The sequence below is a fragment of the Neisseria weixii genome, assembly GCF_002327085.1.
Classification (GTDB): domain Bacteria; phylum Pseudomonadota; class Gammaproteobacteria; order Burkholderiales; family Neisseriaceae; genus Neisseria; species Neisseria weixii.
Genome location: NZ_CP023429.1, coordinates 968,822 through 990,174, shown reverse-complemented (window position 1 = coordinate 990,174; position 21,353 = coordinate 968,822). Strand labels below are relative to the sequence as shown.

The window sequence follows — 21,353 nt, the reverse complement described above, 5'->3', positions numbered from 1 at the left end:
GTTCACAACCATTCAGAATTAAAATTTCACACCTTTATGCAAAGCCACAATGCCCGCACTCATGTTGTGGTAATCCACGCTGTCGAAACCGGCTTCGAGCATCATCTGCTTCAGCGTTTCTTGATCGGGATGCATGCGGATGGATTCGGCCAAGTATTGGTAGCTGTCGGCATCTTTGGCAATCAATTTGCCCATCACCGGCAGTAATTTGAACGAATACAGATCATATGCGCCTGATAACGGCTTGTAAACCTTGGAAAATTCCAATACCAATAGTGTGCCGCCCGGTTTCAATACCCGATACATTTCTTTTAATGCCGCATCTTTGTGCGTCATGTTGCGCAAACCGAAAGCGACCGAAACCAGATTGAAATAGTTATCCGGAAACGGCAATTTTTCCGCATCGGCCAGCGACACCGGCAAAATCAAGCCTTCGTTGAGCAGGCGGTCGCGACCAACGGTGAGCATCGATGAATTGATGTCAGTCAGCCATACTTCACCTTCTTTGCCCACTCGCTTTGCCCAGCCGCGCGACAAATCGCCTGTACCGCCGGCGATGTCCAACACTTTATCGCCTTTTTTCAGGCGCGCAGTGCTGATGGTGAAATGCTTCCACACACGGTGCAAACCGCCCGACATCACGTCATTCATGATGTCGTAGTTTTTCGCTACCGAGTGGAACACTTCGGCAACCTTGCCGGCTTTTTCATCTTCATCGACGGTTGAAAAACCAAAGTGGGTTTTGTGGTCGCTCATAATCTGCTTTCTTTAAATGGAATAGTTGTGTCTATCTTAATGGCTGCAGCCGCAACTGCCGCCGCACGAATGACCGGTTTTAGCCGGCGCCGCCGAATCTTCAGCCGTCCGAATGCGTGAAGCACCGGCCAACTCAATGCGGCGCAAATAATCGGCCCACATTTCGTCATATTGGCAGGCCAATTTGTGTAAATACGGCCAATCGTACAAGCCGCTGTCGTGGCCGTCTGAAAAAGTGATTTTCAGCGCATACTGCCCGACCGGCTCTAAGCCCATAATGGTGACATCGGCTTTGCCGGTCTGCAAAACTTCCTGTCCGAGCGCATGGCCGCGTACTTCGGCGCTGGGCGAATACGCGCGCAAATACTCGGCCGGCAAGCTTTTGTGCTCTCCATTGTAAATCAAAGTCAAGGCTGCGCGGCCGTTTTGCAGACGGATTTCTTCGGGGATTAGGGGTTCGCTCATTTGATCACTTTCGTACTGTTTTTGCGCAGCATGGCCACTCTGATGGAAAAAATACCGCCCAAAACAGCAAACAGCACCAGCGCATACAAAGAAATGCGCATGGCAATAATTTGATGATTCATGCTCAAACCCAAAGGTGCAACCATTAACAAGACAAACACCAAAAAAGTCAGCATCATCAACGCAATACACACAAATGCATAGCGCGTATTGGCTTGAATTTTCGGATTGGTCATATGATAGCCGATGGGATGAAAACGGTATTTTAGCAGCTTTCCGGTTAAATTTCGATAATCCTCAAATGGCTTTCCAACAATTACTTAGGCCGTCTGAAACTGTTTCAGACGGCATGAATGTAAGAGAAGCCGGCGTTGTTTACAGCGCCCGAAAGACAAGACTGCAATAAACACCCGCAACAATACCCGACACCGCACCGACATCAAGCCGTTTGGCACTTACGCGCAGGATAAAATCACCGTTACTTCACCCGCCCGGCTATACCAAGCCAGCAGAATAACCATTTAAGTATCCTTAAAGCAGCACGTAACTGCCCTCACCACACAACAATACCGACAACCGTTTCAAACGAGCCAAAGAGGTATGACACGTTTGGCTTAATTTAAAAAAAGACATCGGACAAAAGCTCAAAAAACAAACCGAACGCTACAGCAAATTCTATATGTGAAAAACAATTGCGTTGTTTACACAACAGGTTGAGAACACAGCACGGATAGTTGTTATCTCAGGCCATCTGAATATTTCAGACGGCCTTTCTGTATTCAATCCGCTTAGGCTGCTATAATCGATTCGTCTAAACCATATCAATGGTTTTCTTCCATTTTATTATTACCACAAGAGACTGATTACCCATGGAAAAACCTTGGTTGCAAAGTTATGAAACCGGTGTGGCGCATGAAATCGACATCACCCGTTACCAATCTATTATTGATGTATTCCAAAAAAGTGTGGCCAAGTTTGGCGAGAAACCGGCATTTCAAAACATGGGCAAATCGCTCAGCTACAACGAAACCGCCAAGCTCGCCACCGAATTTGCCTCCTATCTGCAAAATGTTTTAAAGCTGCAACGCGGCGGACGCGTGGCCATCATGATGCCCAACCTGCTGCAATATCCGGTGGCGCTGTTCGGCATTTTGCAAGCCGGTTTGGTCGTGGTGAACACCAACCCTCTCTACACCCCGCGTGAACTCGAACACCAGCTGAAAGACAGTGGTGCAACCACCATTATTGTGTTGGAAAATTTTGCCAATACCCTGGAATTGGTATTGCCACGCACCGACATCAAAAACGTGATTATCGCCTCTGTCGGTGAGATGTTTGGTGCCATTAAAGGCAGTTTGATAAACTTTGTTTTGCGCAAAGTAAAAAAAATCGTACCCGAATACCTCATTGCCAATACAACCACTTTTCAGACGGCCTTAAAACAAGGTGCAGCACACACCTTCCACCCTGTTGATTTAAACCGCGATGATACCGCCCTGTTGCAATACACCGGCGGCACCACCGGCGTGGCCAAAGGCGCTATGCTCAGCCATGGCAATATTTGCGCTAATATGATGCAGGCTTCGGAATGGATTAAAAATCTGCTGCGCGAAGGCGAAGAAGTGGTCATCGCGGCACTACCGCTTTACCATATTTTTGCGCTCACGGTGAACCTGATGATTTTCTCGAATGCCGGTTCCAAAATTATTTTGATTACCAACCCCCGCGATATGAAGAGCTTTATCAGCGACATGAAAAAAGACCGCATCAGCGTGTTTATTGGTGTGAATACTCTGTTCAACGGTTTGGTAAACCGTCCGGAATTTGCCGAAATCGACTTTTCCAACCTGAAGCTGACTTTAGGCGGCGGAATGGCCACACAACGCGCCGTGGCGGAGAAATGGAAAAAAATCACCGGCACACCGATTGTCGAAGCATACGGCCTGACCGAATGCAGCCCGGGGGTATGTTGCAACCCGTTGAATATCGAAGCATACAGCGGGGCATAGGCTTACCTGTTCCTTCTACTGAAGTCGAGTTGCGCGATGGCGACGGCAAACTTGTGCCGCAAGGCCAACCGGGTGAAATGTGGGTACGCGGCCCGCAAGTGATGAAAGGCTATTGGAACCGTCCCGAAGATACTGCCAAGGCCATCGACAGCAAAGGCTTTATCGAAACCGGCGACATTGCCGTGATGGATGAAAAAGGCTGGTTCAAACTGGTTGACCGTAAAAAAGACCTCATCGTAGTTTCCGGCTTCAATGTTTATCCAAACGAAATCGAAGAAGTAGTCGCCCACCACGATAAGGTTTTAGAAGTCGCCTGTATCGGTGTGCCGAATGAAAAAACCGGCGAAGCCTTAAAAGTATTTGTCGTAAAAAAAGATGATTCGCTCACCAAAGAAGAATTGATCAATTTTTGCCGCACTGAGCTGACTGCTTATAAAATACCGAAAGACATCGAATTCCGTGACGAATTGCCGAAATCCAATGTCGGCAAAATTCTGCGCCGCGAATTGCGTGATGAAGCATTGAAAAAATAAGCGTTAAATTGGATTGGCTCCATATCCGTCAGGCCGCCTGAAAATGAACTGTCCCCCATACTTGCAAGTTCAAAAACTTTTTCAAACAGCCTGAGAACTTTGCAAAACCTCATGAACCACCAATAAAAAACTAAACAGCCGTCATTAGCTTCGCAAGTCCGCTGCGCTTCCCCCGCGCAGCGGACTTGCGAAGCTAATGACGGCTGTTCTTTGTGCTGTGGTTTTTTAGGGAGCTTTGCAAAGGTCTCGGCCTATTTATACCACGTCAAAATTTTGTCATCATCTTACGCTATGATACAGACTAACAGAAAAACACAGCAACTTTACATAATCGCTGTATTCAATTCTGTGAAAAACGCCTATTATGCCAACATAACATCTCACAATAAATATCGCAGATTTGATAAAAAAACATAATCTGCACAAAGCAACAAAGTGAAAGGAAGTATTTTTATGCAACATCGTCGACGTCAGTCCATTTTCCAGGCTGCCAAACGCGCCTCTTTTGGTAACAAACCGACGACTCCTGCACAAGCGCAAAGTCGTTAATTAAAATCAAGGTGCATCCATAGTGTGGGTTGCACCTTTACCATTTCTATCATGCCGTCTGAAATTTCAGACGGCATCGTCTCATTAAGATTGTGCTTGAAGATAGGCAGCCAATTTGTCTTCTTCTAAAAACCAATGGCAAATTTCCTGATCACCATGCAGTAACACCGGCACCAATTCGTTGTATTGTTCTTCTAAAATCGGATCTTCATCGACATCAACCACATCCAATTCAAAACCAAATTGCTGTTGAAACGGCTGCAATTGATCACGCATTTTGTGACACAGGCTGCAATACTCACGAAACATCAAAGTCAATCTCATTATATCGTTTCCTTCGTTTTACGATGATATTCAATGCTGCCACATCAACACCAGCGAAATCGGGATAATCGACAACAAAGTCGCCATCAACATCACCCCAATGTTTCCTTGGCAAAGCCATGAATACCACCAAACAGCGCATACAGGCTGGCCATCGGTGCACCGGCAAACAGCATATCCTTATCCGCCCCCATCAGCCACAAACAGGCAAACACTACCAGTGGGCACAAAACCAATTTACCGAACGTCACCCACGCCATGTCTTTCACATTGCCACGGATACTCATGCCGTAAAGGTTACCGCCAATCATAAATAAGGCCAACGGTGACGTTGCCGTTGCCAGCATAGCGGAAAGCTTGTCCATGAAGGACGGCAATGGCAGCCAACCGAAAGCAAAAATCAAGCCGATGGGCATGGCGATGATAATCGGATTGGTCAGCAAGCCTTTACCAATTCGGGTAAACAATGCCCAATAATTGGTCTGCCCGCCCTTGGCCAAATCCAGAAAAATAAACATCAGCGGCAGAAGCAGCAGATTTTCCGTCAGCACGTTCATGGCAAAATACACACCCGCCGCCGGACCAATCGCCATCAGTAGCAATGGATAACCGACAAAACCGGAATTCGACATTCCTACCGCCAAACCGTTTAACGCGGCCAATTTCGGATCTAGGCCGCGTTTTTTAGTGGCATACCAACTGATAAAAAACAGCAAACCCGAAGCCAGCGTATAGCCATAAAAATATTCAGGCTTGAACACATCGGCAATCGGCCGCGTGGCAATAGCATTAAACACCATCATCGGCATACCGATTTTGATAACGAATTTACCCAGGCCGTCGAGCTGCTCACGACTGAAAATCTGTTGCCGCATCACGCCATAACCGATGGCAATCATCAAAAAAACCGGTGCGATAATGGTAAAAATGGCGGACATAATCAATCCAAGTATGCTAAATCAAATGCTGTTAAACAAGCGAATCGCTATTGTAAAACAGAAGGCCGTCTGAAAAAGATTTCGTTTATCTTTTTTCAGACGGCCATTATTCGGCTTATTTAGCAAACAGATTAAGCTTTCTTTTTAAACACTGCGTTCAAGATACAGCCCAAAATAAAACCGACCACCGCAGGCATTACCCAGCCCAAGCCGATGTCGTACAGCGGTAACGCGTTGTTAATCGCAGCAGCTGTTTCATCGCTGAAACCGAATGCGGCTTTGTAGGCATCTAACACACCGACAATCAAGGTGAAGAAAATGGTGCAGATGTACACAATGCGGCCACCGCCGAACAGATTATGCAAGAACGCCAGCAAAATAATCACTACGGTCAACGGGTAAAGCAGCATCAACACCGGAATCGAGAAGCTGATGATACCGACCAAACCTTTATTGGCAAAGAGCATCGATGCCAAAGTGAAAATGGTTACAAACGTTTTGTAAGAAATACCCGGGCACAAGCGGTTGAAGAATTCTGCATTGGCCACGATCAAGCCGATTGCGGTACTCAAACATGCCAAGAATACAATCACGCTCAGCAAAATGTTACCGCCGTTGCCAAAGTAATATTGCGCTGTTTTCGACAATACTACCGCACCATTTTCCTGTATGCCCAAACCGGCCACGCTGGTGGCGCCCATGTAGCCAATCATCAGGTAAACCACTGCCAAGCAAGTGGCAGCGACCATACCTGCGATGGTGGTGGTGCGCAACAATTCTGCGCGGTTATCTACGCCCACGGCACGTACTGCGTCAATCACGATGATGGCGAATACCAATGATGCCAACGCATCCATGGTGCCGTAGCCTTCCAAAATACCTTTGGCAAACGGACGAATGGCAAAATCACCTTGCGGCGCAGTCAACGCGCCCATCGGGTTCATCGCGGCATAGCCCATCAAAATGGCAATCGTCACCAACAACACAGGGGTCAAAATTTTACCGATACGGCCAACCAGTTTGCCCGGTGACAGCGATAGCCAATAAGCCACACCGAAAAAGAACAAGCTGAACAATGCCAAGCCCAGCGTTTTGTTTTCTTCGCTGATATAAGGCACCACACCGATTTCAAACGATACTGTTGCCGTGCGCGGTGTGGCAAACAAAGGACCAATCGCCAAATACAGCGCCGAAGCAAACAAAATACCGTATAATGGCGTCACACGCGAGGCCAATACCTGCACGTCGCGTGAGTTGGAATAGCCAATCGCAATCACACCCAATAACGGCAAACCGGCACCAGTCAGCAAAAATCCGAGCATGGCCGAAAACCAATTTTCACCGGCCTGTTGTCCCAAAAAAGCAGGGAAAATCAAATTACCGGCACCAAAAAACAAAGCAAACAGCATCAGGCCGACAACCCATAGCGATGCCTTTTGATTTCCTGAAGAATTCATGTATAACACCTGTTTTTCTTATCTGTACAATTAAACATCATGCACTATATAGGTTTGAAACCGCCAAAGACATGATCAACTCAAGCTTTACTTTTCTACGCCCAAACTCAACCCAACCGCGTAACATGCCGACGGTTGTGCTATAAAAATGTAAAGCAGGTGTCAAGAATAGTCAAATTTTCAAAAATCAGCAACTCATTTTTAATGATTTTCAGATATTTCCCGAGCAGCATGTAAACTTAAACTACCCCGTTTGGCATATGTCTGACATAATGCAAAGGCCGTCTGAAGTTTCAGACGGCCTTGAGTATTCTCTCAATTTAGGCAAACTTAAGCTTGAATGTTAATTCCTGCCGTTACCGTGGTTTGGGCAGAGGTACCGGTATTCAGAAACGACGCGGCCAAATCGCTGCAAGACCCGCAACAAGTGGCTACGCCCAATTGGTCTTGCAAATCGCTCATGGTCACGGCACCTGCGGCAACTGATTCTTTAATGTCGCGGTCAGTGATGGCGTTACAAATGCATACAAACATGTGAGTGCTCCTGATTCCATCTCAATAATGAGATTTAGTTTTATTCTTAAACGTAAATATAAATAAAAACCTTTCCCATTGCAATCGCTTATTTGCACAAAATAGTTTGATATTTTTTACTAAACATAAAATCTTGATAAAATTACTAAAATACAAATAACTATATAATTTAGCTATAAAAAAATCCTTCTGAAACATCATATTGCTTTCAGACGGCCTTTTCTTTATCTATTGATTAAGCCAATACACCCAAAATCACGCTGCCTGCTTTAAACACCGCCGTCGCATATTGCCCCGGGTGCAAGTCAAGCTGTTCCGTACTTTGTACAGTAACGCCTGCGTGGATATGCACATTGCTGCCCAAATCCAAGGTCACAATCGAATTGACCGCACCGCGTTCGACATGTTTAATTACGCCTTTAAGCTGGTTGCGGGCGGAAAGTTTGACGTGTTCCAAATTGGTGGCGATGATGATGTTGGCGGATTTAATCAAAGCAATCGCTGTGTCGCCCTCTTTCAAACCCAATTGCGCGCAACTTTCGCTGGTAATGGTGGCAACCAATTCATGATTACTCGGTAAGGTCAGCACCACTTGAGCATGAATGCCGCTGGTTTGAATACTTTTGACGATGCCGGCGAATTGGTTGCGTGCACTGGTTTTCATAATGTTCTCCTTCATGTTCAGACGGCCCATCATAAATAAAAGGCCGTCTGAAAATCAGTTTCTCGGGTGATGTTGCTCGACCACGCTTTTTAATCGCTGGTTGGCAACATGGGTGTAAATCTGTGTGGTACTGATGTCGGCATGCCCCAACAAGGTTTGCACCACCCGCAAATCTGCGCCGTGATTCACCAAATGCGTGGCAAAAGCATGGCGCAAGCCGTGTGGGCTTAAAGCGGTAATGCCCGCCACTTCGGCATATTCTTTGACAATCAACCACGCCAGTTGGCGTGAAATGCCGACCCGCTTTTGACTCACAAATAATTCATCACACATTTTTTCTTTAAGCAGCAGCGGGCGCGCTTCCTGCAAATAGCGTTCAATCCAATACACGGCCTCCTCCCCCAATGGGATGATGCGCTGCTTATTACCCTTACCAATGGTGCGAATCCAACCTTTGCTCAAATCAATATCGCTTAATTGTAATTTCACGGCTTCGGTGACGCGCAAACCCGTGGCGTACATTACTTCCAGCAAAGTTTTATCGCGCAAACCGTGCGGCGTATCGGTATCGGGCGCCTTCAAGAGCTGGTCGATTTGGCTTTCTGTAATCAGCTTCGGTAATTTCTGCGCCTGCTTCGGTGTCTTTAAAAAAGTGGTGGGGTTGTCATGGCGCTGATCGGTTTCTTCCAACCAGGCATACAACCTTTTACACGCCGACAATGCCCGTGCTTGCGAGCTCGGTTTCTCCGCCGCATCGTATACTGCCTCAGCCAACTCTTCACGCTTCACATTCAACCAGTCGAGATTTTTATGGTTCAAGCGTGCCGCCACTTTTTCCAAATCGCGATGGTAGCTTTGCAGGGTATTCGGGCTTAAACGGTGGTTGAGCCAGAGGTGTTCCAAAAGCTTGTCGATTAGGTTATTCATGATGATTCTATGACTGAGGCCGTCTGAATTGGTTTTCAGACGGCCTGATACTTTTGAGGTTATTTCTTGCTAACTGTTTCCAATACTTCCTGCGCATGTCCGGCTACTTTGACCTTGCGCCATTCGTGCGTGATTCCGCCTGCTTCGTCCAATACAAAAGTGCTGCGCTCGATCCCCAAAGATTCTTTGCCGTAGAGTTTTTTCAGCTTGATGACATCAAACATTTTGCACACGGTTTCATCTTTGTCGCTCAAGAGCTCAAATTGAAAGCCTTGTTTGGCACAGAAATTTTGGTGCGCTTTCACACCGTCACGCGAAATCCCGACTACGGTGTAGCCCAACGCTTTGAATTGCTCCAAGCGGGCATTGAAATCCAAGCCTTCGGTGGTGCAGCCGGGGGTGCTGTCTTTCGGGTAAAAATACACAATCAGCGGGAGATGCTCGGCAGAGTGGAAATCTTTGCCGCTGCTGGATGGAAGGGTAAATTCGTATGTTGACATGATAAATTCCATTTCAGACGGCCTTCGGCCTGTAGTGTTAGATTATTTTTCACTCAAATTCAAATAATTGCGGCTACCCTGCAAATCACTCATGGCACGCAGCAATAAGTTGAAATGCTCGTCATTACCGTTAACTTCCAATTCATCGGCATTCACAATCAGTAAGGGGGCGTTTTGATAAAGGTGGAAAAAACGGCTGTATTCTTCATGAATGCGGTTGAGATAGCCGGCCGGAAACAGATTCACCACGCCATCGCCACGTTTTTGCAGGCGCTTGCGGTTGGTATCTGCGGCAGTTTGCAGGTAAATCACCAAGTCCGGTACAGGATATTGCGGCATGGCGCGGCGTTTCAATTCCCAAAACAGAGTTTGCTCTTTATCGTTCAACACCACCGGCACAAAAATCTGGTCTTTTTCCAACAGGAAATCGGCGACAATCACGCTGCCTTTTTCTTCTTCGGCGTTAATCACGTCCACACTTTCAGCACGGCGCATCAGGAAAAACAGCTCGGTCGCCAAACCGTGATTATTGGCATTGGCGTAAAATTGCGCCAAAAAGGGATTTTGGTCGGCATTTTCAGTCAGATGCAGCGCATTGAAATGGCTAGCCAAGCGGCGGCTCAATTCTGATTTTCCGCTACCGATGGCGCCTTCAACCGCAATATAACGATAATTCATGTTGATTCCCTAATCTGTCTTTTTATTGTCAGGCCGTATTTTATCAAACCCTGCAATGGTATCAGTATAAACATGCCGTCTGAAAAAGTATCGAGTCTTTTCAGACGGCCTATTTCATTGTTCCTCTTCATTCAATAACCGAATGCCGTCATCGCCCAATTGCGCGGCGATATCGGCAGCATTACCATATTGGCCCAATTCAAAATGCGGCAGAATTTCGGCCAATGGCTTCATCACAAAACTACGCTCGTGCGCTCGTGGATGCGGTAAAGTTAAATGTGGATTGTCACTGCTTTGATGATTATAGTCGATGATGTCTAAATCCAAGGTGCGCGGCGCATTCCGGAATGTGCGTTCACGGCCGAAATCCGCTTCGATTTGGTTCAACGCCGCCAGTAAATCGACACCGCTCAAATCGGTCGATACCGCACACACAGCATTCACAAAATCCGGTTGGTCATCGTAACCGACAGGTTCGGTGATGTAGAATGAAGAAGTTCGTTCAAGCTCAATTTGCGGATGGGCGGCAATCGCCACCAATGCAGCACAAATTTGACGGGCAGGATTTTGTAGATTACTGCCCAATGCAATAATGGCAGATTTTTGGTTCGACATTGTTCAGACGGCCTTAGAAATAAGGTTTGGATAAAGCCATGTATACAATCGTGGCCACACACGCCATGGCACTCAAATAGGTTACATAGAATTTGCTCGAGCGCGGTGCGGAACGCATCATCGCCACGCCAAAACCGATATACACCAGCAATAAAAAGATTTTTACCGCCAACCAAGGTGCATTAAACGGTGTGAAATGGGTAAGCTTCATCAGCCACAAACCGGTAAACAACAACATGGTGTCGTTTAAATGTGGCAAGGCTTTCAAGATGCCGGGTAAAGGCTTTTGCGGATTTTTCCACAATAAGAAAAAACGCAGATTAAACAATAAAATCGTAATCGCCACAAAGAGCATGTGACTGTGTTTGACAATTAAATATTGCATGATAGTGATGATAGTTGGTTTGAGAATGTCGCTATTCTACCCTAAACATTCATTTCTGACGTAACTTTTGTATCGCCAAAACATACGGGGGATGGTTTTGGCGGTTGATAAAATGGTATTTCAACACGGCAAATTCTTGCTGTGGCAGGGATTGTGCCCATGCCTCGACGGCCTCCGCTTCCACACGACCCGAATCATGGCCGGGATATAACACTGTTACCACAATACCGTTAGGATTTAGCAGCGATAACGTGCTATTGAGCGCCGCAAGGCTGCTGTGTGCTGATGTGGTGATGTTTTTGTCTCCGCCCGGCAACCAACCAAAATTGAACACTGCTGCATCCAAGCGCTGCCGGATATACTTTTCGATATATTGATGACTATCTTCAACCAAAGCTGCGCGACCCAACAAATTTTCCGCCATTAATCTGGCTTTAGTCTGCTCCATGGCTTGCCGTTGCACGTCAACCGCCCAAACTTTGCCGCGATTACCTACGGCTTTGGCCAAAAAAACCGTATCGTGGCCATTTCCGGCGGTGCCGTCTAAGGCCGTGTCGCCATCGTTTAAATGCTGAGTCAATAATTGATGCGTGAAAGGAAGAATATTCTGTATCGACATGATATTCTCTTGGTATGACTTACAGACCGTTTGAAAATAAAAATACCTTACCGGCATCGGTAAGGTATTAAAATAATGACCTGCATTATTCTGCTGACTGTGTTTCCACTTGCACCGGCGCTGCCGCTTCCGCTTGGGCAGCGGGTTTGTTTTCATGCTGCAAACTTACCGCACGAGCCGGAACGATGGTTGAAATGGCATGTTTGTAAACCATCTGGGTCACTGAAGTATTACGCAGCAGAACAACGTATTGGTCAAATGATTCGACTTGGCCTTGCAGCTTAATGCCGTTAACCAAGTAAATCGAAACCGGTACGTGCTCTTTACGCAACGCATTCAAAAAAGGATCTTGTAACATTTGTCCTTTAGCTGTCATATTCTTTAACTCCGTTATTATGATTTTAAGGAAAGCTGTGGATAGCTTTATGGGTGTGATTGTAGCGTTGAATATATATTTTTACCAACAATTTTGGGTAAGAATATGCAAACTTTTTAACAGGGTTTATTCATCTATCCCATTTGATTTATCTGCTATTTGACTCTGATTTGTTTAGATACTTACTCATCTCCTTCTTCTTTTTCAATTTTATTTCTTATTCGGCATGTTTCATGACGCCCCGCCGCACACATATCAAAAACCGGAAAACGAAGTTTTACTATCGTTTTCCGGTTTGGCTTTATTTGCTGTGCTGTTTTTTAACACTGACTTGGCGCTTCTTGGCTTTGCCCCCGCTATTGCATACTTTTTCGTCTTTACGCTCTTCACGTTTAGCAATCCGGTTGCTATAAGCTGCACGGCGTAATGGCTTTTTCTTCGGCTTGTCTTCTTTTTCTTCGTAAGGGTTTTCCGATACATTATATTGAATACGCAAAGGTGTTCCTTGAAGATTAAAGGCCTTACGGAACGTTTGCGTCAGATAACGCGTGTAGCTGTCGGAAATCGCGTGCAACGAATTGCCGTGCACCACAATCACCGGCGGATTCAAACCCCTTGGTGGGCATAACGCATTTTCGGACGGGTTAAACCTGAACGCGGTGGTTGCTGACGCTCGATGGCCGTCTGAAGCACACGAGTGATTTTCGGTGTCGGCATTTTAATCATGGCCGCATTGTAAGCTGCTTGAATGCTGTCGAACAAACCGTCAATGCCGCGTTCTTTCAAAGCGGAAATAAAATGGAATTTGGCAAAATCCAAGAAATATAATTTGCGGTTGATGTCGCGTTTCACTTGCTCACGACGCTCTTCACTGAGGCCATCCCATTTGTTCACCGCGACCACCAACGCACGGCCTGCTTCCAAAGCAAAACCCGCAATCGTAGCATCTTGGTCGGCAATATCCTGCTGCGCATCCAATACCAATACTGCAACGTTGGCTGCTTCAATCGCCTGCATAGCTTTAATTACCGAGAACTTTTCTACTGCTTCATCTACTTTGCCGCGACGGCGCACGCCGGCAGTATCGATGATGGTAAACGGTTTCCCTTCTCGCTCAAAATCGATGTGGATACTGTCACGCGTGGTACCGGCCATATCGAATGCAATCACACGCTCTTCGCCCAAAATAGCATTCACCAAAGTCGATTTGCCGACATTCGGGCGGCCAATCACGGCAAAAACCGGATGCTTGGCGGTTTCTTCCTCTTCTTCCGGCTCTGGGAATTCGGCCAAAATCTCTTCCATCAGGTAATACACGCCATCGCCGTGCGCACCTGAAATTACGTAAGGCTCTCCCAAGGCCAACTCGAAAAACTCGGCGGACAATACCGCCTGATTGCCACCCTCACCTTTGTTCACGGCCAGATAAACCGGACGCGGGCTTTGACGCAAGCGGTCGGCAATAATTTTGTCTTGCGGTGTTAAGCCTGTGCGGGCATCAACCAAAAACACCACCGCATCTGCTTCGTCAACCGCTTGCAGGGTTTGGCGCGCCATCTCGTGCAAAATGCCACTATCTACCACCGGCTCAAAACCGCCGGTGTCAATGACTAAATAAGGTTTGCTACCGACTTTGCCGTGACCGTAATGACGGTCGCGCGTCAAACCCGGCAAATCGTGTACCAACGCGTCTTTGGTACGCGTCAATCGGTTGAATAAGGTAGATTTGCCGACATTTGGCCGTCCCACCAATGCAATTGTTGGCTTCATTTTTTACTTTCCTTTTTCAGACGGCCTATATTTGCAGGCCGTCTGAAAACACATAACGGCTTGCCGGAGACAATCTCCGACAAGCCTGCTGTTTGTATCTTGAGTCTGCATAAACCGCGCCTAATAACTTCGCACCATCATGCAGGATTGTTAAAACCATCTCTATTTTCAGACGGCCTTATTTTTGCGAATCCAATTTCATTTGAACCAATTCGCGTCCTACTGAATCTTTGGGTAACTTAGCCAATGCCTGCTCATAGCTGGCAGCTGCTTCTTTGGCTTTTCTTTGCGCGGCGAAAACATCGCCTTTGGTTTCCAGCAGCAAAGCTTCGTAATCGGCATCAACTTTGGTATCCAACGCCGACAAAGCTTCATCATATTTCTTCTGCTGCAATTTCACCACGGCCAAACGCTGCGCCGCCAAGGCTTGAACCAACGGCTCTTTTTGGTTTTTCAATACCCAGTTCAGATGGCCTGAAGCCACATCGTAACGGCCGGCATCAAATTCGGTCGCCGCTGCCATCAATGTTGCCTGAGCAGCAGGAATGGTGTCAGCAAAATTCTGCTGAAGGTTTTTCAAATCGGCATTAATGGCTGTTGCATCGCCTTTGTTTTGTGCCTTTTCAACCAATTTCGCCAACGCACCGGCTGCTTCTTGGCTTTTTTCAGCAAATGGCTTTGGTACATGGTGTAACCCAAATAGCCTAATGCAGCCAGCATCAGCAAGGCAAACAACCAGCGGCCGGTGCTTTTCCAAAAATATTTGAAATTGTCTAACTCTTGTTGTTCTTCCAAATGAGCTGCCATTTATGCGTTCTTCCATTGTTGTAAAGTGTTGATTAAATCAGCTGCCGCCACCGTAATTTGGCCTTTTTCACCCTGCATGTCTTTCAGCGTGACTTTGCCTTCGGCCAATTCGTCTTGCGCCACAATCAGAGCAAAATGTGCGCCGCTGCCATCGGCTTTTTTCATTTGCGCTTTCAGGCTTTGATAACCCGAATGCTGCAAAACATTGAATCCCTCGGCACGCAATGCCTGCGCATACTGCATCACTTGCAAAGCAGCACCTTCGCCTTGATGCATGGCATACACATCGGGCGCAGCGTTGGCTTTCAGCGAACCGTATTCATGCACCAATAACAACAAGCGCTCCATACCCATGGCAAAACCAATCGAAGCGGCCGGCTTACCGCCCAATTCTTCAATCAGACCATCATAACGGCCGCCGCCGCACACGGTGGCTTGCGCGCCGAGTTTATCAGTTGTCCATTCGAACACGGTTTGATTGTAGTAATCCAAGCCACGTACCAAACGCGGATTTTCGGTGTATTGAATATCCAATCTATCTAACATGGCTTTGAAGCGGCTATAATGAGTACGCGATTCTTCACCCAAATAATCAAACAAGCGCGGCGCTGCATTGCAAATTTCCTGTAATTCCGGATTTTTGGTATCCAATACGCGCAGCGGATTGGTTTTCAGACGGCGTTTGCTGTCTTCATCCAATTGGTTTTCATATTCGGTCAAATAAGCCACCAATGCTGCACGGTGGGCGGCGCGTTCTTCACGATTACCCAAGCTGTTGATTTCCAGCATTAGATAATCGCTGATGCCCAGTTTTTTCCATAAATCGGCCGACATGGCAATGATTTCAGCATCAATATCAGGACCTTCGAAACCCAAAGCCTCAATACCCACTTGGTGAAACTGGCGGTAACGGCCTTTTTGCGGACGTTCGCGGCGGAACATCGGCCCCATATACCATAATTTCTGCGGGCTGTTATATAAAAGATTATGCTCAACCACTGCGCGCAAGCATGAGGCCGTGCCTTCAGGACGCAAGCTCAAGCTCAGTGAATCGTTGGAATCGGAAAAGGTGTACATTTCTTTGCCGACTACATCGGTTTCTTCACCGATGGAGCGGACAAACAAACCGGTTTGCTCCACAATCGGTGTACGGATTTGCTGATAGCCATAAGCGCGCGCCCATTGGCTGACCATGTCTTCAAGAGCCTGCCAAAAAGCGGCGGTGAGTTTGAAATCTTTTTGTTCAACAGGTAAAAGGTCGTTCATGCCTTTTACGGATTGGATTTTTTGTGCCATTTCAAATCAGAATGCTTAAATCAAATAGTCGCTAATTATAGCTTATTTTTAGCAGATTGTGTTTTCAGACGGCATGTTGGAGGCCTTAGGCCGTCTGAAAATCATTTCAGTACCGATAAGGCTTCGGGTAAAATATGCGGCATGAACACACGCATTAATCCCCTACCGCTGCTTGACGGCATCAAACCCAGCTATCTGGTCTTGCAGCACGATAAATCATTTTACGGCTTGCCGCTTTTGCACTTTTTATGCATCCGTTTTCCGTTTGTCGATGAAACCAATTGGCGCAAACGCTTAAACAGCGGATTCGTGGTCAGCTCAGACGGCATGGCTTTGAATTCGGATACGCTATTTCAGCCGGGGCAAACGATTTATTATTACCGCGAAACCAGCCGCGAAGACGAACCGCGCATTCCGTTTGACGAAAAAATCCTGCATATCGACGAGCATTTGATTGTGGTGGACAAGCCGCATTTTCTGCCGGTGATTCCCAGCGGCCGTTTTTTGCGCGAAACCTTGCTAACCCGCTTACGTCTGCGCCCTGATTTGCAACACTTAAGTGTCGAACATATCACACCGATTCACCGTCTGGACAAAGACACGGCGGGCGTGATGCTGTTGTCGCATAATCCGGCCAGCCGCCGCGATTATCAGACCATGTTCCAAGATAAAACAGTACGCAAAACTTATGAAGCGGTTGCTTCCACACGCACGGATTTGGTTTATCCTTATTCGGTACAATCGCGGATGGTGCGCGGAGACAAATTTTATTTAACGCAGGAAATCGATGGCGAGCCGAATGCGTTTACCACCATCGAATTGATTGAAAACCGTGGCGATACCAGCCTTTACCGCTTACAGCCGATTACCGGCAAAAAGCACCAGCTTCGGGTGCATATGATGAGCTTAGGCATGCCGCTGTTAAATGATGCGCTTTACCCTGTTCCGCTGGCAGCAGGCGATGAAGATTATGAAAAACCGTTAAAATTATTAGCCAAAAGCATTGAGTTTATCGACCCAATCAGTGGCGATAGCCGGAAATTCGAAAGCACCCAAAAGCTGTAAAACAAAGGCCGGCTGAACTATCTATTTTCAGACGGCCTTTTTTAATTAAACATTTTTAATCGGAATTACACGAGGCTGAACACGTTTTGCACCGCCTTCACGGTAATTCTCTTTCACGTATTCTTCGACAATCAGCAAGAATTCTCGCGCAATGTTGTCACCTTTTAAGGTCACTTTGCGTTCCCCATCGACATAAACCGGCGCAACCGGTGTTTCACCCGTTCCCGGCAAGCTGATGCCGATGTCGGCCAATTTGCTCTCACCGGGGCCGTTCACCACGCAACCCATGACAGCCACGTTTAAAGATTCCACCCCCGGGTAAACTGTGCGCCATATGTTCATTTTTTGACGCAAATAATTTTGCACATTTTGCGCCAATTCTTGGAATACGGTGCTGGTGGTGCGACCGCAACCCGGACAAGCCGTTACCATCGGTGTAAACGAACGCAAACCCATGGTTTGCAAAATTTCTTGGCCGACAATCACTTCCTGCGTGCGCGAACTACCAGGCTCCGGCGTCAAGGAAATGCGGATGGTGTCGCCAATGCCTTCTTGCAGCAATACTGCCAATGCCGCGGCGGAGGCCACAATACCTTTGCTGCCCATACCGGCTTCAGTCAAACCCAAATGTAGCGGATATTGGCAGCGGCTACCCAGCTCACGGTACACTTGAATCAAATCCTGCACCGCACTGACTTTGCACGACAAAATAATCTTGTCTTCCGGCAAGTCCAAGCTCACCGCTTTTTCAGCCGACTTTAAAGCGGAAACGATCAAGGCTTCTTTCATCACTTCTTCCGGCGGTCGCGGCGTAGCCGAAGCCATGTTGGCGTCCATCATGCGCTTGGCCAAACTTTGATCTAAAGAACCCCAGTTTACACCGATGCGCACGGCTTTGTTATTTTCAGCCGCAGTACGAATCATGTAGGCAAATTTTTCATCGCCTTTTACGCCTTTGCCGACATTGCCCGGATTGATTCGATATTTGGCCAAAGCTTTGCCGCACTCGGGATATTCCGCCAACAGTCGCTCGCCGTTGAAGTGAAAATCGCCGACCAACGGCGTGTTGCAGCCCATGTCGTCTAAGCGTTGGCGGATTTCGGCTACTTTGGAGGCCGCTTCGGGGCTGTTGACGGTAATCCGTACCATTTCCGAGCCGGCATCGCTCAATTCTTTCACTTGAAAAGCGGTTCCTTCGGCATCAGCGGTATCGGTGTTGGTCATGGATTGTACCACCACCGGTGCGCTGGAACCCACGGTTACGTGATCGATTTGTACTTGATGTGTTTGGCGGCGTTTGAGTGTGTTCATGTTTATTTTTTTCCTGCGATAAAGGTAGCAGACTGTTTGCCCTGCGCACGGTATTCAACCGGACGAATGCTGGTGCCGCCATAATTGGCTTCAGCACCGGCCGCAATACCAATCCAAACTTCATAAGGCGCACCGCCTTTGAAGCGGCGCTCGCTGCCGGCCGGAATGATGTTGCTGAATACCATTTTGCCGTCTTTATCATGAATAATCAGATTACTGCGGTATTGCACTTTCACCCATAATTCATCGGCAGCAACTTCAATTTTCGGCTCGGAGGCTGAGGAAGCGGCTGGATCTGAAGCGGAGGAAGCAGCCGCAATCACTTGCGTGCCCTGCTCGGTCATTTTGGACACTTCAACATTGCTGGCCTTTAAGGCCGGTGCCTGTAGGCTGTTTTGGACGGCGCTGCTGTCTTGCGTATGTTGTTGGTTATTTTCTAAATTCGACTTGTTCTGCCATAGATAAATGCTACCGGTGATTAAAGCCAGAGCAGCCACACCCAAAATCCATTTTGGGAAACCGTTTTTTTCCACACTTTGGTAATTGAAACCCACATCTTTTTCGCGATTGACAGCATAAACATGATCAGCGGTCTGCGGCACAACAGTTTTCAGACGGCTTGAAATTTGCTGCTCATCCATTTTCAACAAACGCGCATATGAGCGCAGAAAACCTGTAGCAAAAACCAAGCCCGAAAAGCTGGAATAATCACCTTTTTCCAAATCTTGAATTTGCTCTGCTGATAATTTCAGACGGCCTGCAATATCGCTGATGTCTATGCCCTGCTTTTCGCGCAATTGGCGCAATTCGTCACCCAATGCTTTTGCCGCTTCGATGTTGTGTACTGGTTTTTGCTGATTATCCATGTATTATCGACCTGTCGTCACTGCCTGTAGTTCTTCGGAATAAGGGAAATTGGCTCTTAATTGCGCTTCATATTCGTAAGCGGCTTGTGTGTTGCCCAACGCATTAGCCAAGCGCCAGCCCAACAGCAAATCATCTGCCTGCAATACGTCAACCTTGCTTTGGTATTGGCGGAAGTAATAATCGGCATCGTTCAGATTACCTGCCAACATTTTGGTGCGCGCCAATTCTTTGAATGCCGGCGGGAACTGCGGAGCAGCCGCCAAAGCGCGTTCTAAATAAGCTTCAGCCAATGAAAATTGGCCCATTTTTGCGCTGCAAATGCCTTTGTTCAAATTCGCCACATACGGGGGGGTGGGTATGTCGGATCGGACAGCGCTTTATCGAAATATTGAATCGATTCGGCCGGATTATTCATATGGCTGCAAACAAACCAGCCGTAGTTGTTGTTGATTTCCGCACTATCGGGCTTTAACGATAAGGCTTTCAAAAAACTTTCTTGCGCTTTGTCCTGCACCTTCAAATATTGGTAAATCTGCGCACGCACCAACCAAGCCACTTCGTTTTTGGCATTAGAACCCAACGCATCTTCAATCGCCTGCGTTGCCTGGCGGTAATCCTGAACACGCATATATTCCAGAGCCAATTGCGTTTTGATGTTGGAAACCTGTTGCGCTCTCTCACGCGGACTCGGCCCTGGCGAACCGGCACACGCGGCTAATGTGAAAATTACGATCAAAGACGATAAAATGTTTAATTTCATGACTTAACCCTGTTGCTCAACCAAAATCTGCTGCCATTTCTGCTGACGCTTGGTTTTATCCTGCACTTGTCCCGCCAGCTGACCGCAAGCCGCATCAATATCATCACCACGCGTTTTACGCACCGTCACCACGTGTCCGGCCTGCTGCAAAATATCACGAAACACACGAATATTTTCATTAGAAGAACGATTGTAGCCTGAATTTGGAAACGGATTAAACGGAATCAGATTGAATTTACACGGCACATCTTTTACCAATTCAATCAGTTCACGCGCGTGTTGTGGCTTATCGTTAATGCCGTCGAGCATAACGTATTCGAAGGTGATGAAGTCACGTGGCGCCTTAACCAGATAACGCTGACATGCCGCCATCAGTTCTTTCAGCGGATATTTTTTATTTAACGGCACAATCTCATCACGCACGACATCGTTAGATGCATGCAACGAGACCGACAAAGCCACAGGCATGACATCGCGCAATCGATCCATCTGCGGCACCATACCCGATGTGGATACTGTTACGCGGCGGCGGCTCAAACCGTAACCGTGATCATCAAGCATAATACTCAAAGCAGTGACCACGTTATCAAAGTTGGCCATCGGCTCCCCCATTCCCATCATCACCACGTTGGAAATCACCCGCTCATTTTTCGGCGTCACACCCATGGCTTTGTTTGCCCACCACAATTGACCGATAATTTCAGCTGCGGTTAAGTTGCGGTTAAAACCTTGGCGGCCGGTAGAACAAAATGTACATTCCAATGCGCAGCCTACTTGCGAGGAGATACATAATGTACCGCGCCCTACTTCGGGAATAAACACCGTTTCCACGCCGTTACCCGTACCGACATCCAACAACCATTTACGCGTGCCGTCAGCCGATTCCTGCGAGGTCATCAATTGCGGAATGCCAATGGCGGCCTGTTCGTTTAATTTTTGGCGCAGAGATTTGGCCAAATCGGTCATTTCGTCAAATTCAGAGGCACACGATTGGTGAATCCAACGCATAACCTGTTTGGCGCGGAATGGTTTTTCACCCATTACGGCAAAGTGTTCGGTCAGTCCCGGTAAATCAAAATTCAATAGATTGGTTTTCATGTATTCATAAACTATGAGAAGCTGTTAAATTAAAACTGTATGAAATACAA

The 21,353-nt window shown here is 47.2% G+C and carries 21 protein-coding genes and 3 pseudogenes; 2 read left to right on the top strand and 22 right to left on the bottom strand.

The window, feature by feature from the left end; all coding sequences use genetic code 11:
• Positions 1-18 precede the first annotated feature (18 nt).
• From ubiE to CGZ65_RS05005, 3 genes are read right to left on the bottom strand one after another with little or no spacing between them, the layout of a single operon-like run.
• Positions 19-756, bottom strand: coding sequence for a bifunctional demethylmenaquinone methyltransferase/2-methoxy-6-polyprenyl-1,4-benzoquinol methylase UbiE (ubiE, locus tag CGZ65_RS05015; protein WP_096295052.1), 738 nt, complete (start codon positions 754-756; stop codon positions 19-21).
• Positions 757-792: 36 nt separating this feature from the next.
• Entirely contained in the window at positions 793-1,221 is a 429-nt protein-coding gene (locus tag CGZ65_RS05010) for a gamma-butyrobetaine hydroxylase family protein (protein WP_096295051.1), read from the bottom strand.
• Entirely contained in the window at positions 1,218-1,457 is a 240-nt protein-coding gene (locus tag CGZ65_RS05005) for a cytochrome b6 (protein ID WP_096295050.1), read from the bottom strand. Before CGZ65_RS05005 ends, CGZ65_RS05010 begins: the two co-directional genes overlap by 4 nt.
• 633 nt (positions 1,458-2,090) lie before the next feature.
• Between CGZ65_RS05005 and CGZ65_RS05000 the strand changes: the two are divergent.
• A pseudogene (locus CGZ65_RS05000) lies at positions 2,091-3,763 on the top strand (AMP-binding protein).
• A gap of 633 nt (positions 3,764-4,396) precedes the next feature.
• Here the strand turns inward: CGZ65_RS05000 and CGZ65_RS04995 are convergent.
• The 15 genes and pseudogenes from CGZ65_RS04995 to hisS all read right to left on the bottom strand — a co-directional run bounded on the left by CGZ65_RS04995 (position 4,397) and on the right by hisS (position 16,202).
• Positions 4,397-4,636 (bottom strand): glutaredoxin family protein, encoded by a 240-nt coding sequence (locus CGZ65_RS04995; RefSeq protein WP_096295049.1) that lies wholly within the window; start codon positions 4,634-4,636, stop codon positions 4,397-4,399.
• 92 nt (positions 4,637-4,728) lie between these two features.
• Positions 4,729-5,574: an AEC family transporter gene (locus tag CGZ65_RS04990; RefSeq protein WP_096295048.1), complete on the bottom strand. Its 846-nt coding sequence runs from the start codon at positions 5,572-5,574 to the stop codon at positions 4,729-4,731.
• 131 nt (positions 5,575-5,705) lie between these two features.
• Positions 5,706-7,031 (bottom strand): branched-chain amino acid transport system II carrier protein, encoded by a 1,326-nt coding sequence (gene brnQ / locus CGZ65_RS04985; RefSeq protein WP_096296100.1) that lies wholly within the window; start codon positions 7,029-7,031, stop codon positions 5,706-5,708.
• A gap of 330 nt (positions 7,032-7,361) precedes the next feature.
• Complete coding sequence (locus CGZ65_RS04980; protein ID WP_096295047.1) at positions 7,362-7,565, bottom strand: (2Fe-2S)-binding protein; 204 nt, start codon at positions 7,563-7,565, stop codon at positions 7,362-7,364.
• A 235-nt stretch (positions 7,566-7,800) separates the two neighbouring features.
• Positions 7,801-8,229 carry a TOBE domain-containing protein gene (locus tag CGZ65_RS04970; protein ID WP_096296099.1) on the bottom strand — a complete coding sequence of 143 codons (429 nt, stop codon included), beginning with the start codon at positions 8,227-8,229 and terminating at the stop codon, positions 7,801-7,803.
• 54 nt (positions 8,230-8,283) lie between these two features.
• Positions 8,284-9,159, bottom strand: a complete 876-nt coding sequence (xerD, locus tag CGZ65_RS04965; protein WP_096295045.1) for a site-specific tyrosine recombinase XerD — start codon at positions 9,157-9,159, stop codon at positions 8,284-8,286.
• A 56-nt stretch (positions 9,160-9,215) separates the two neighbouring features.
• A complete protein-coding gene (locus CGZ65_RS04960) occupies positions 9,216-9,656 on the bottom strand; it encodes a peroxiredoxin (RefSeq protein WP_096296098.1) in 441 nt (146 codons plus the stop codon).
• Positions 9,657-9,698: 42 nt separating this feature from the next.
• Positions 9,699-10,334 (bottom strand): deoxynucleoside kinase, encoded by a 636-nt coding sequence (locus CGZ65_RS04955; protein ID WP_096295044.1) that lies wholly within the window; start codon positions 10,332-10,334, stop codon positions 9,699-9,701.
• A 114-nt stretch (positions 10,335-10,448) separates the two neighbouring features.
• A complete protein-coding gene (gene folK / locus CGZ65_RS04950; protein WP_096295043.1) occupies positions 10,449-10,949 on the bottom strand; it encodes a 2-amino-4-hydroxy-6-hydroxymethyldihydropteridine diphosphokinase in 501 nt (166 codons plus the stop codon).
• Between the two features lie 13 nt (positions 10,950-10,962).
• Positions 10,963-11,334 (bottom strand): SirB2 family protein, encoded by a 372-nt coding sequence (locus CGZ65_RS04945; RefSeq protein WP_096295042.1) that lies wholly within the window; start codon positions 11,332-11,334, stop codon positions 10,963-10,965.
• A 49-nt stretch (positions 11,335-11,383) separates the two neighbouring features.
• Positions 11,384-12,010: a tRNA 5-(aminomethyl)-2-thiouridylate-methyltransferase MnmM gene (mnmM, locus tag CGZ65_RS04940; RefSeq protein ID WP_157742711.1), complete on the bottom strand. Its 627-nt coding sequence runs from the start codon at positions 12,008-12,010 to the stop codon at positions 11,384-11,386.
• A gap of 28 nt (positions 12,011-12,038) precedes the next feature.
• The gene (hfq, locus tag CGZ65_RS04935; protein ID WP_096295040.1) at positions 12,039-12,329 is read right to left on the bottom strand and encodes an RNA chaperone Hfq; all 291 of its coding nucleotides are present in this window, start codon (positions 12,327-12,329) and stop codon (positions 12,039-12,041) included.
• 301 nt (positions 12,330-12,630) lie between these two features.
• Positions 12,631-14,099, bottom strand: a pseudogene (der, locus tag CGZ65_RS04930) (ribosome biogenesis GTPase Der).
• A gap of 178 nt (positions 14,100-14,277) precedes the next feature.
• Positions 14,278-14,922, bottom strand: a complete 645-nt coding sequence (locus CGZ65_RS04925; protein ID WP_096295039.1) for a YfgM family protein — start codon at positions 14,920-14,922, stop codon at positions 14,278-14,280.
• A complete protein-coding gene (gene hisS, locus CGZ65_RS04920; RefSeq protein WP_096295038.1) occupies positions 14,907-16,202 on the bottom strand; it encodes a histidine--tRNA ligase in 1,296 nt (431 codons plus the stop codon). Before hisS ends, CGZ65_RS04925 begins: the two co-directional genes overlap by 16 nt.
• 141 nt (positions 16,203-16,343) lie before the next feature.
• Here hisS and CGZ65_RS04915 point away from each other — a divergent pair, with 141 nt between their 5' ends.
• Positions 16,344-17,267 carry an RluA family pseudouridine synthase gene (locus tag CGZ65_RS04915; protein ID WP_096295037.1) on the top strand — a complete coding sequence of 308 codons (924 nt, stop codon included), beginning with the start codon at positions 16,344-16,346 and terminating at the stop codon, positions 17,265-17,267.
• Between the two features lie 45 nt (positions 17,268-17,312).
• On the opposite strand, the gene ispG is transcribed toward CGZ65_RS04915, so the two are convergent.
• The 4 genes and pseudogenes from ispG to rlmN all read right to left on the bottom strand — a co-directional run bounded on the left by ispG (position 17,313) and on the right by rlmN (position 21,303).
• The gene (gene ispG / locus CGZ65_RS04910) at positions 17,313-18,578 is read right to left on the bottom strand and encodes a flavodoxin-dependent (E)-4-hydroxy-3-methylbut-2-enyl-diphosphate synthase (RefSeq protein WP_096295036.1); all 1,266 of its coding nucleotides are present in this window, start codon (positions 18,576-18,578) and stop codon (positions 17,313-17,315) included.
• A 2-nt stretch (positions 18,579-18,580) separates the two neighbouring features.
• Positions 18,581-19,444 (bottom strand): helix-turn-helix domain-containing protein, encoded by an 864-nt coding sequence (locus CGZ65_RS04905; RefSeq protein WP_096295035.1) that lies wholly within the window; start codon positions 19,442-19,444, stop codon positions 18,581-18,583.
• A gap of 3 nt (positions 19,445-19,447) precedes the next feature.
• Positions 19,448-20,205, bottom strand: a pseudogene (gene pilW, locus CGZ65_RS04900) (type IV pilus biogenesis/stability protein PilW).
• A gap of 3 nt (positions 20,206-20,208) precedes the next feature.
• The gene (gene rlmN, locus CGZ65_RS04895) at positions 20,209-21,303 is read right to left on the bottom strand and encodes a dual-specificity RNA methyltransferase RlmN (protein WP_096295034.1); all 1,095 of its coding nucleotides are present in this window, start codon (positions 21,301-21,303) and stop codon (positions 20,209-20,211) included.
• Between the last annotated feature and the right edge of the window lie 50 nt (positions 21,304-21,353).

What these genes read in the sequence shown, in the direction of transcription:
- CGZ65_RS04915 (WP_096295037.1), top strand. Translation starts at nt 16,344, where the DNA reads ATGAACACACGCATTAATCCCCTACCGCTGCTTGACGGCATCAAACCC.
- ubiE (WP_096295052.1), bottom strand. Translation starts at nt 756, where the DNA reads ATGAGCGACCACAAAACCCACTTTGGTTTTTCAACCGTCGATGAAGAT.
- CGZ65_RS04925 (WP_096295039.1), bottom strand. Translation starts at nt 14,922, where the DNA reads ATGGAAGAACGCATAAATGGCAGCTCATTTGGAAGAACAACAAGAGTT.
- mnmM (WP_157742711.1), bottom strand. Translation starts at nt 12,010, where the DNA reads ATGCCGGTAAGGTATTTTTATTTTCAAACGGTCTGTAAGTCATACCAA.
- brnQ (WP_096296100.1), bottom strand. Translation starts at nt 7,031, where the DNA reads ATGAATTCTTCAGGAAATCAAAAGGCATCGCTATGGGTTGTCGGCCTG.
- CGZ65_RS04995 (WP_096295049.1), bottom strand. Translation starts at nt 4,636, where the DNA reads ATGAGATTGACTTTGATGTTTCGTGAGTATTGCAGCCTGTGTCACAAA.
- CGZ65_RS04970 (WP_096296099.1), bottom strand. Translation starts at nt 8,229, where the DNA reads ATGAAAACCAGTGCACGCAACCAATTCGCCGGCATCGTCAAAAGTATT.
- rlmN (WP_096295034.1), bottom strand. Translation starts at nt 21,303, where the DNA reads ATGAAAACCAATCTATTGAATTTTGATTTACCGGGACTGACCGAACAC.
- folK (WP_096295043.1), bottom strand. Translation starts at nt 10,949, where the DNA reads ATGTCGAACCAAAAATCTGCCATTATTGCATTGGGCAGTAATCTACAA.
- CGZ65_RS04990 (WP_096295048.1), bottom strand. Translation starts at nt 5,574, where the DNA reads ATGTCCGCCATTTTTACCATTATCGCACCGGTTTTTTTGATGATTGCC.
- CGZ65_RS04905 (WP_096295035.1), bottom strand. Translation starts at nt 19,444, where the DNA reads ATGGATAATCAGCAAAAACCAGTACACAACATCGAAGCGGCAAAAGCA.
- CGZ65_RS04980 (WP_096295047.1), bottom strand. Translation starts at nt 7,565, where the DNA reads ATGTTTGTATGCATTTGTAACGCCATCACTGACCGCGACATTAAAGAA.
- CGZ65_RS04960 (WP_096296098.1), bottom strand. Translation starts at nt 9,656, where the DNA reads ATGTCAACATACGAATTTACCCTTCCATCCAGCAGCGGCAAAGATTTC.
- ispG (WP_096295036.1), bottom strand. Translation starts at nt 18,578, where the DNA reads ATGAACACACTCAAACGCCGCCAAACACATCAAGTACAAATCGATCAC.
- CGZ65_RS05005 (WP_096295050.1), bottom strand. Translation starts at nt 1,457, where the DNA reads ATGACCAATCCGAAAATTCAAGCCAATACGCGCTATGCATTTGTGTGT.
- hfq (WP_096295040.1), bottom strand. Translation starts at nt 12,329, where the DNA reads ATGACAGCTAAAGGACAAATGTTACAAGATCCTTTTTTGAATGCGTTG.
- CGZ65_RS04955 (WP_096295044.1), bottom strand. Translation starts at nt 10,334, where the DNA reads ATGAATTATCGTTATATTGCGGTTGAAGGCGCCATCGGTAGCGGAAAA.
- CGZ65_RS04945 (WP_096295042.1), bottom strand. Translation starts at nt 11,334, where the DNA reads ATGCAATATTTAATTGTCAAACACAGTCACATGCTCTTTGTGGCGATT.
- hisS (WP_096295038.1), bottom strand. Translation starts at nt 16,202, where the DNA reads ATGGCACAAAAAATCCAATCCGTAAAAGGCATGAACGACCTTTTACCT.
- CGZ65_RS05010 (WP_096295051.1), bottom strand. Translation starts at nt 1,221, where the DNA reads ATGAGCGAACCCCTAATCCCCGAAGAAATCCGTCTGCAAAACGGCCGC.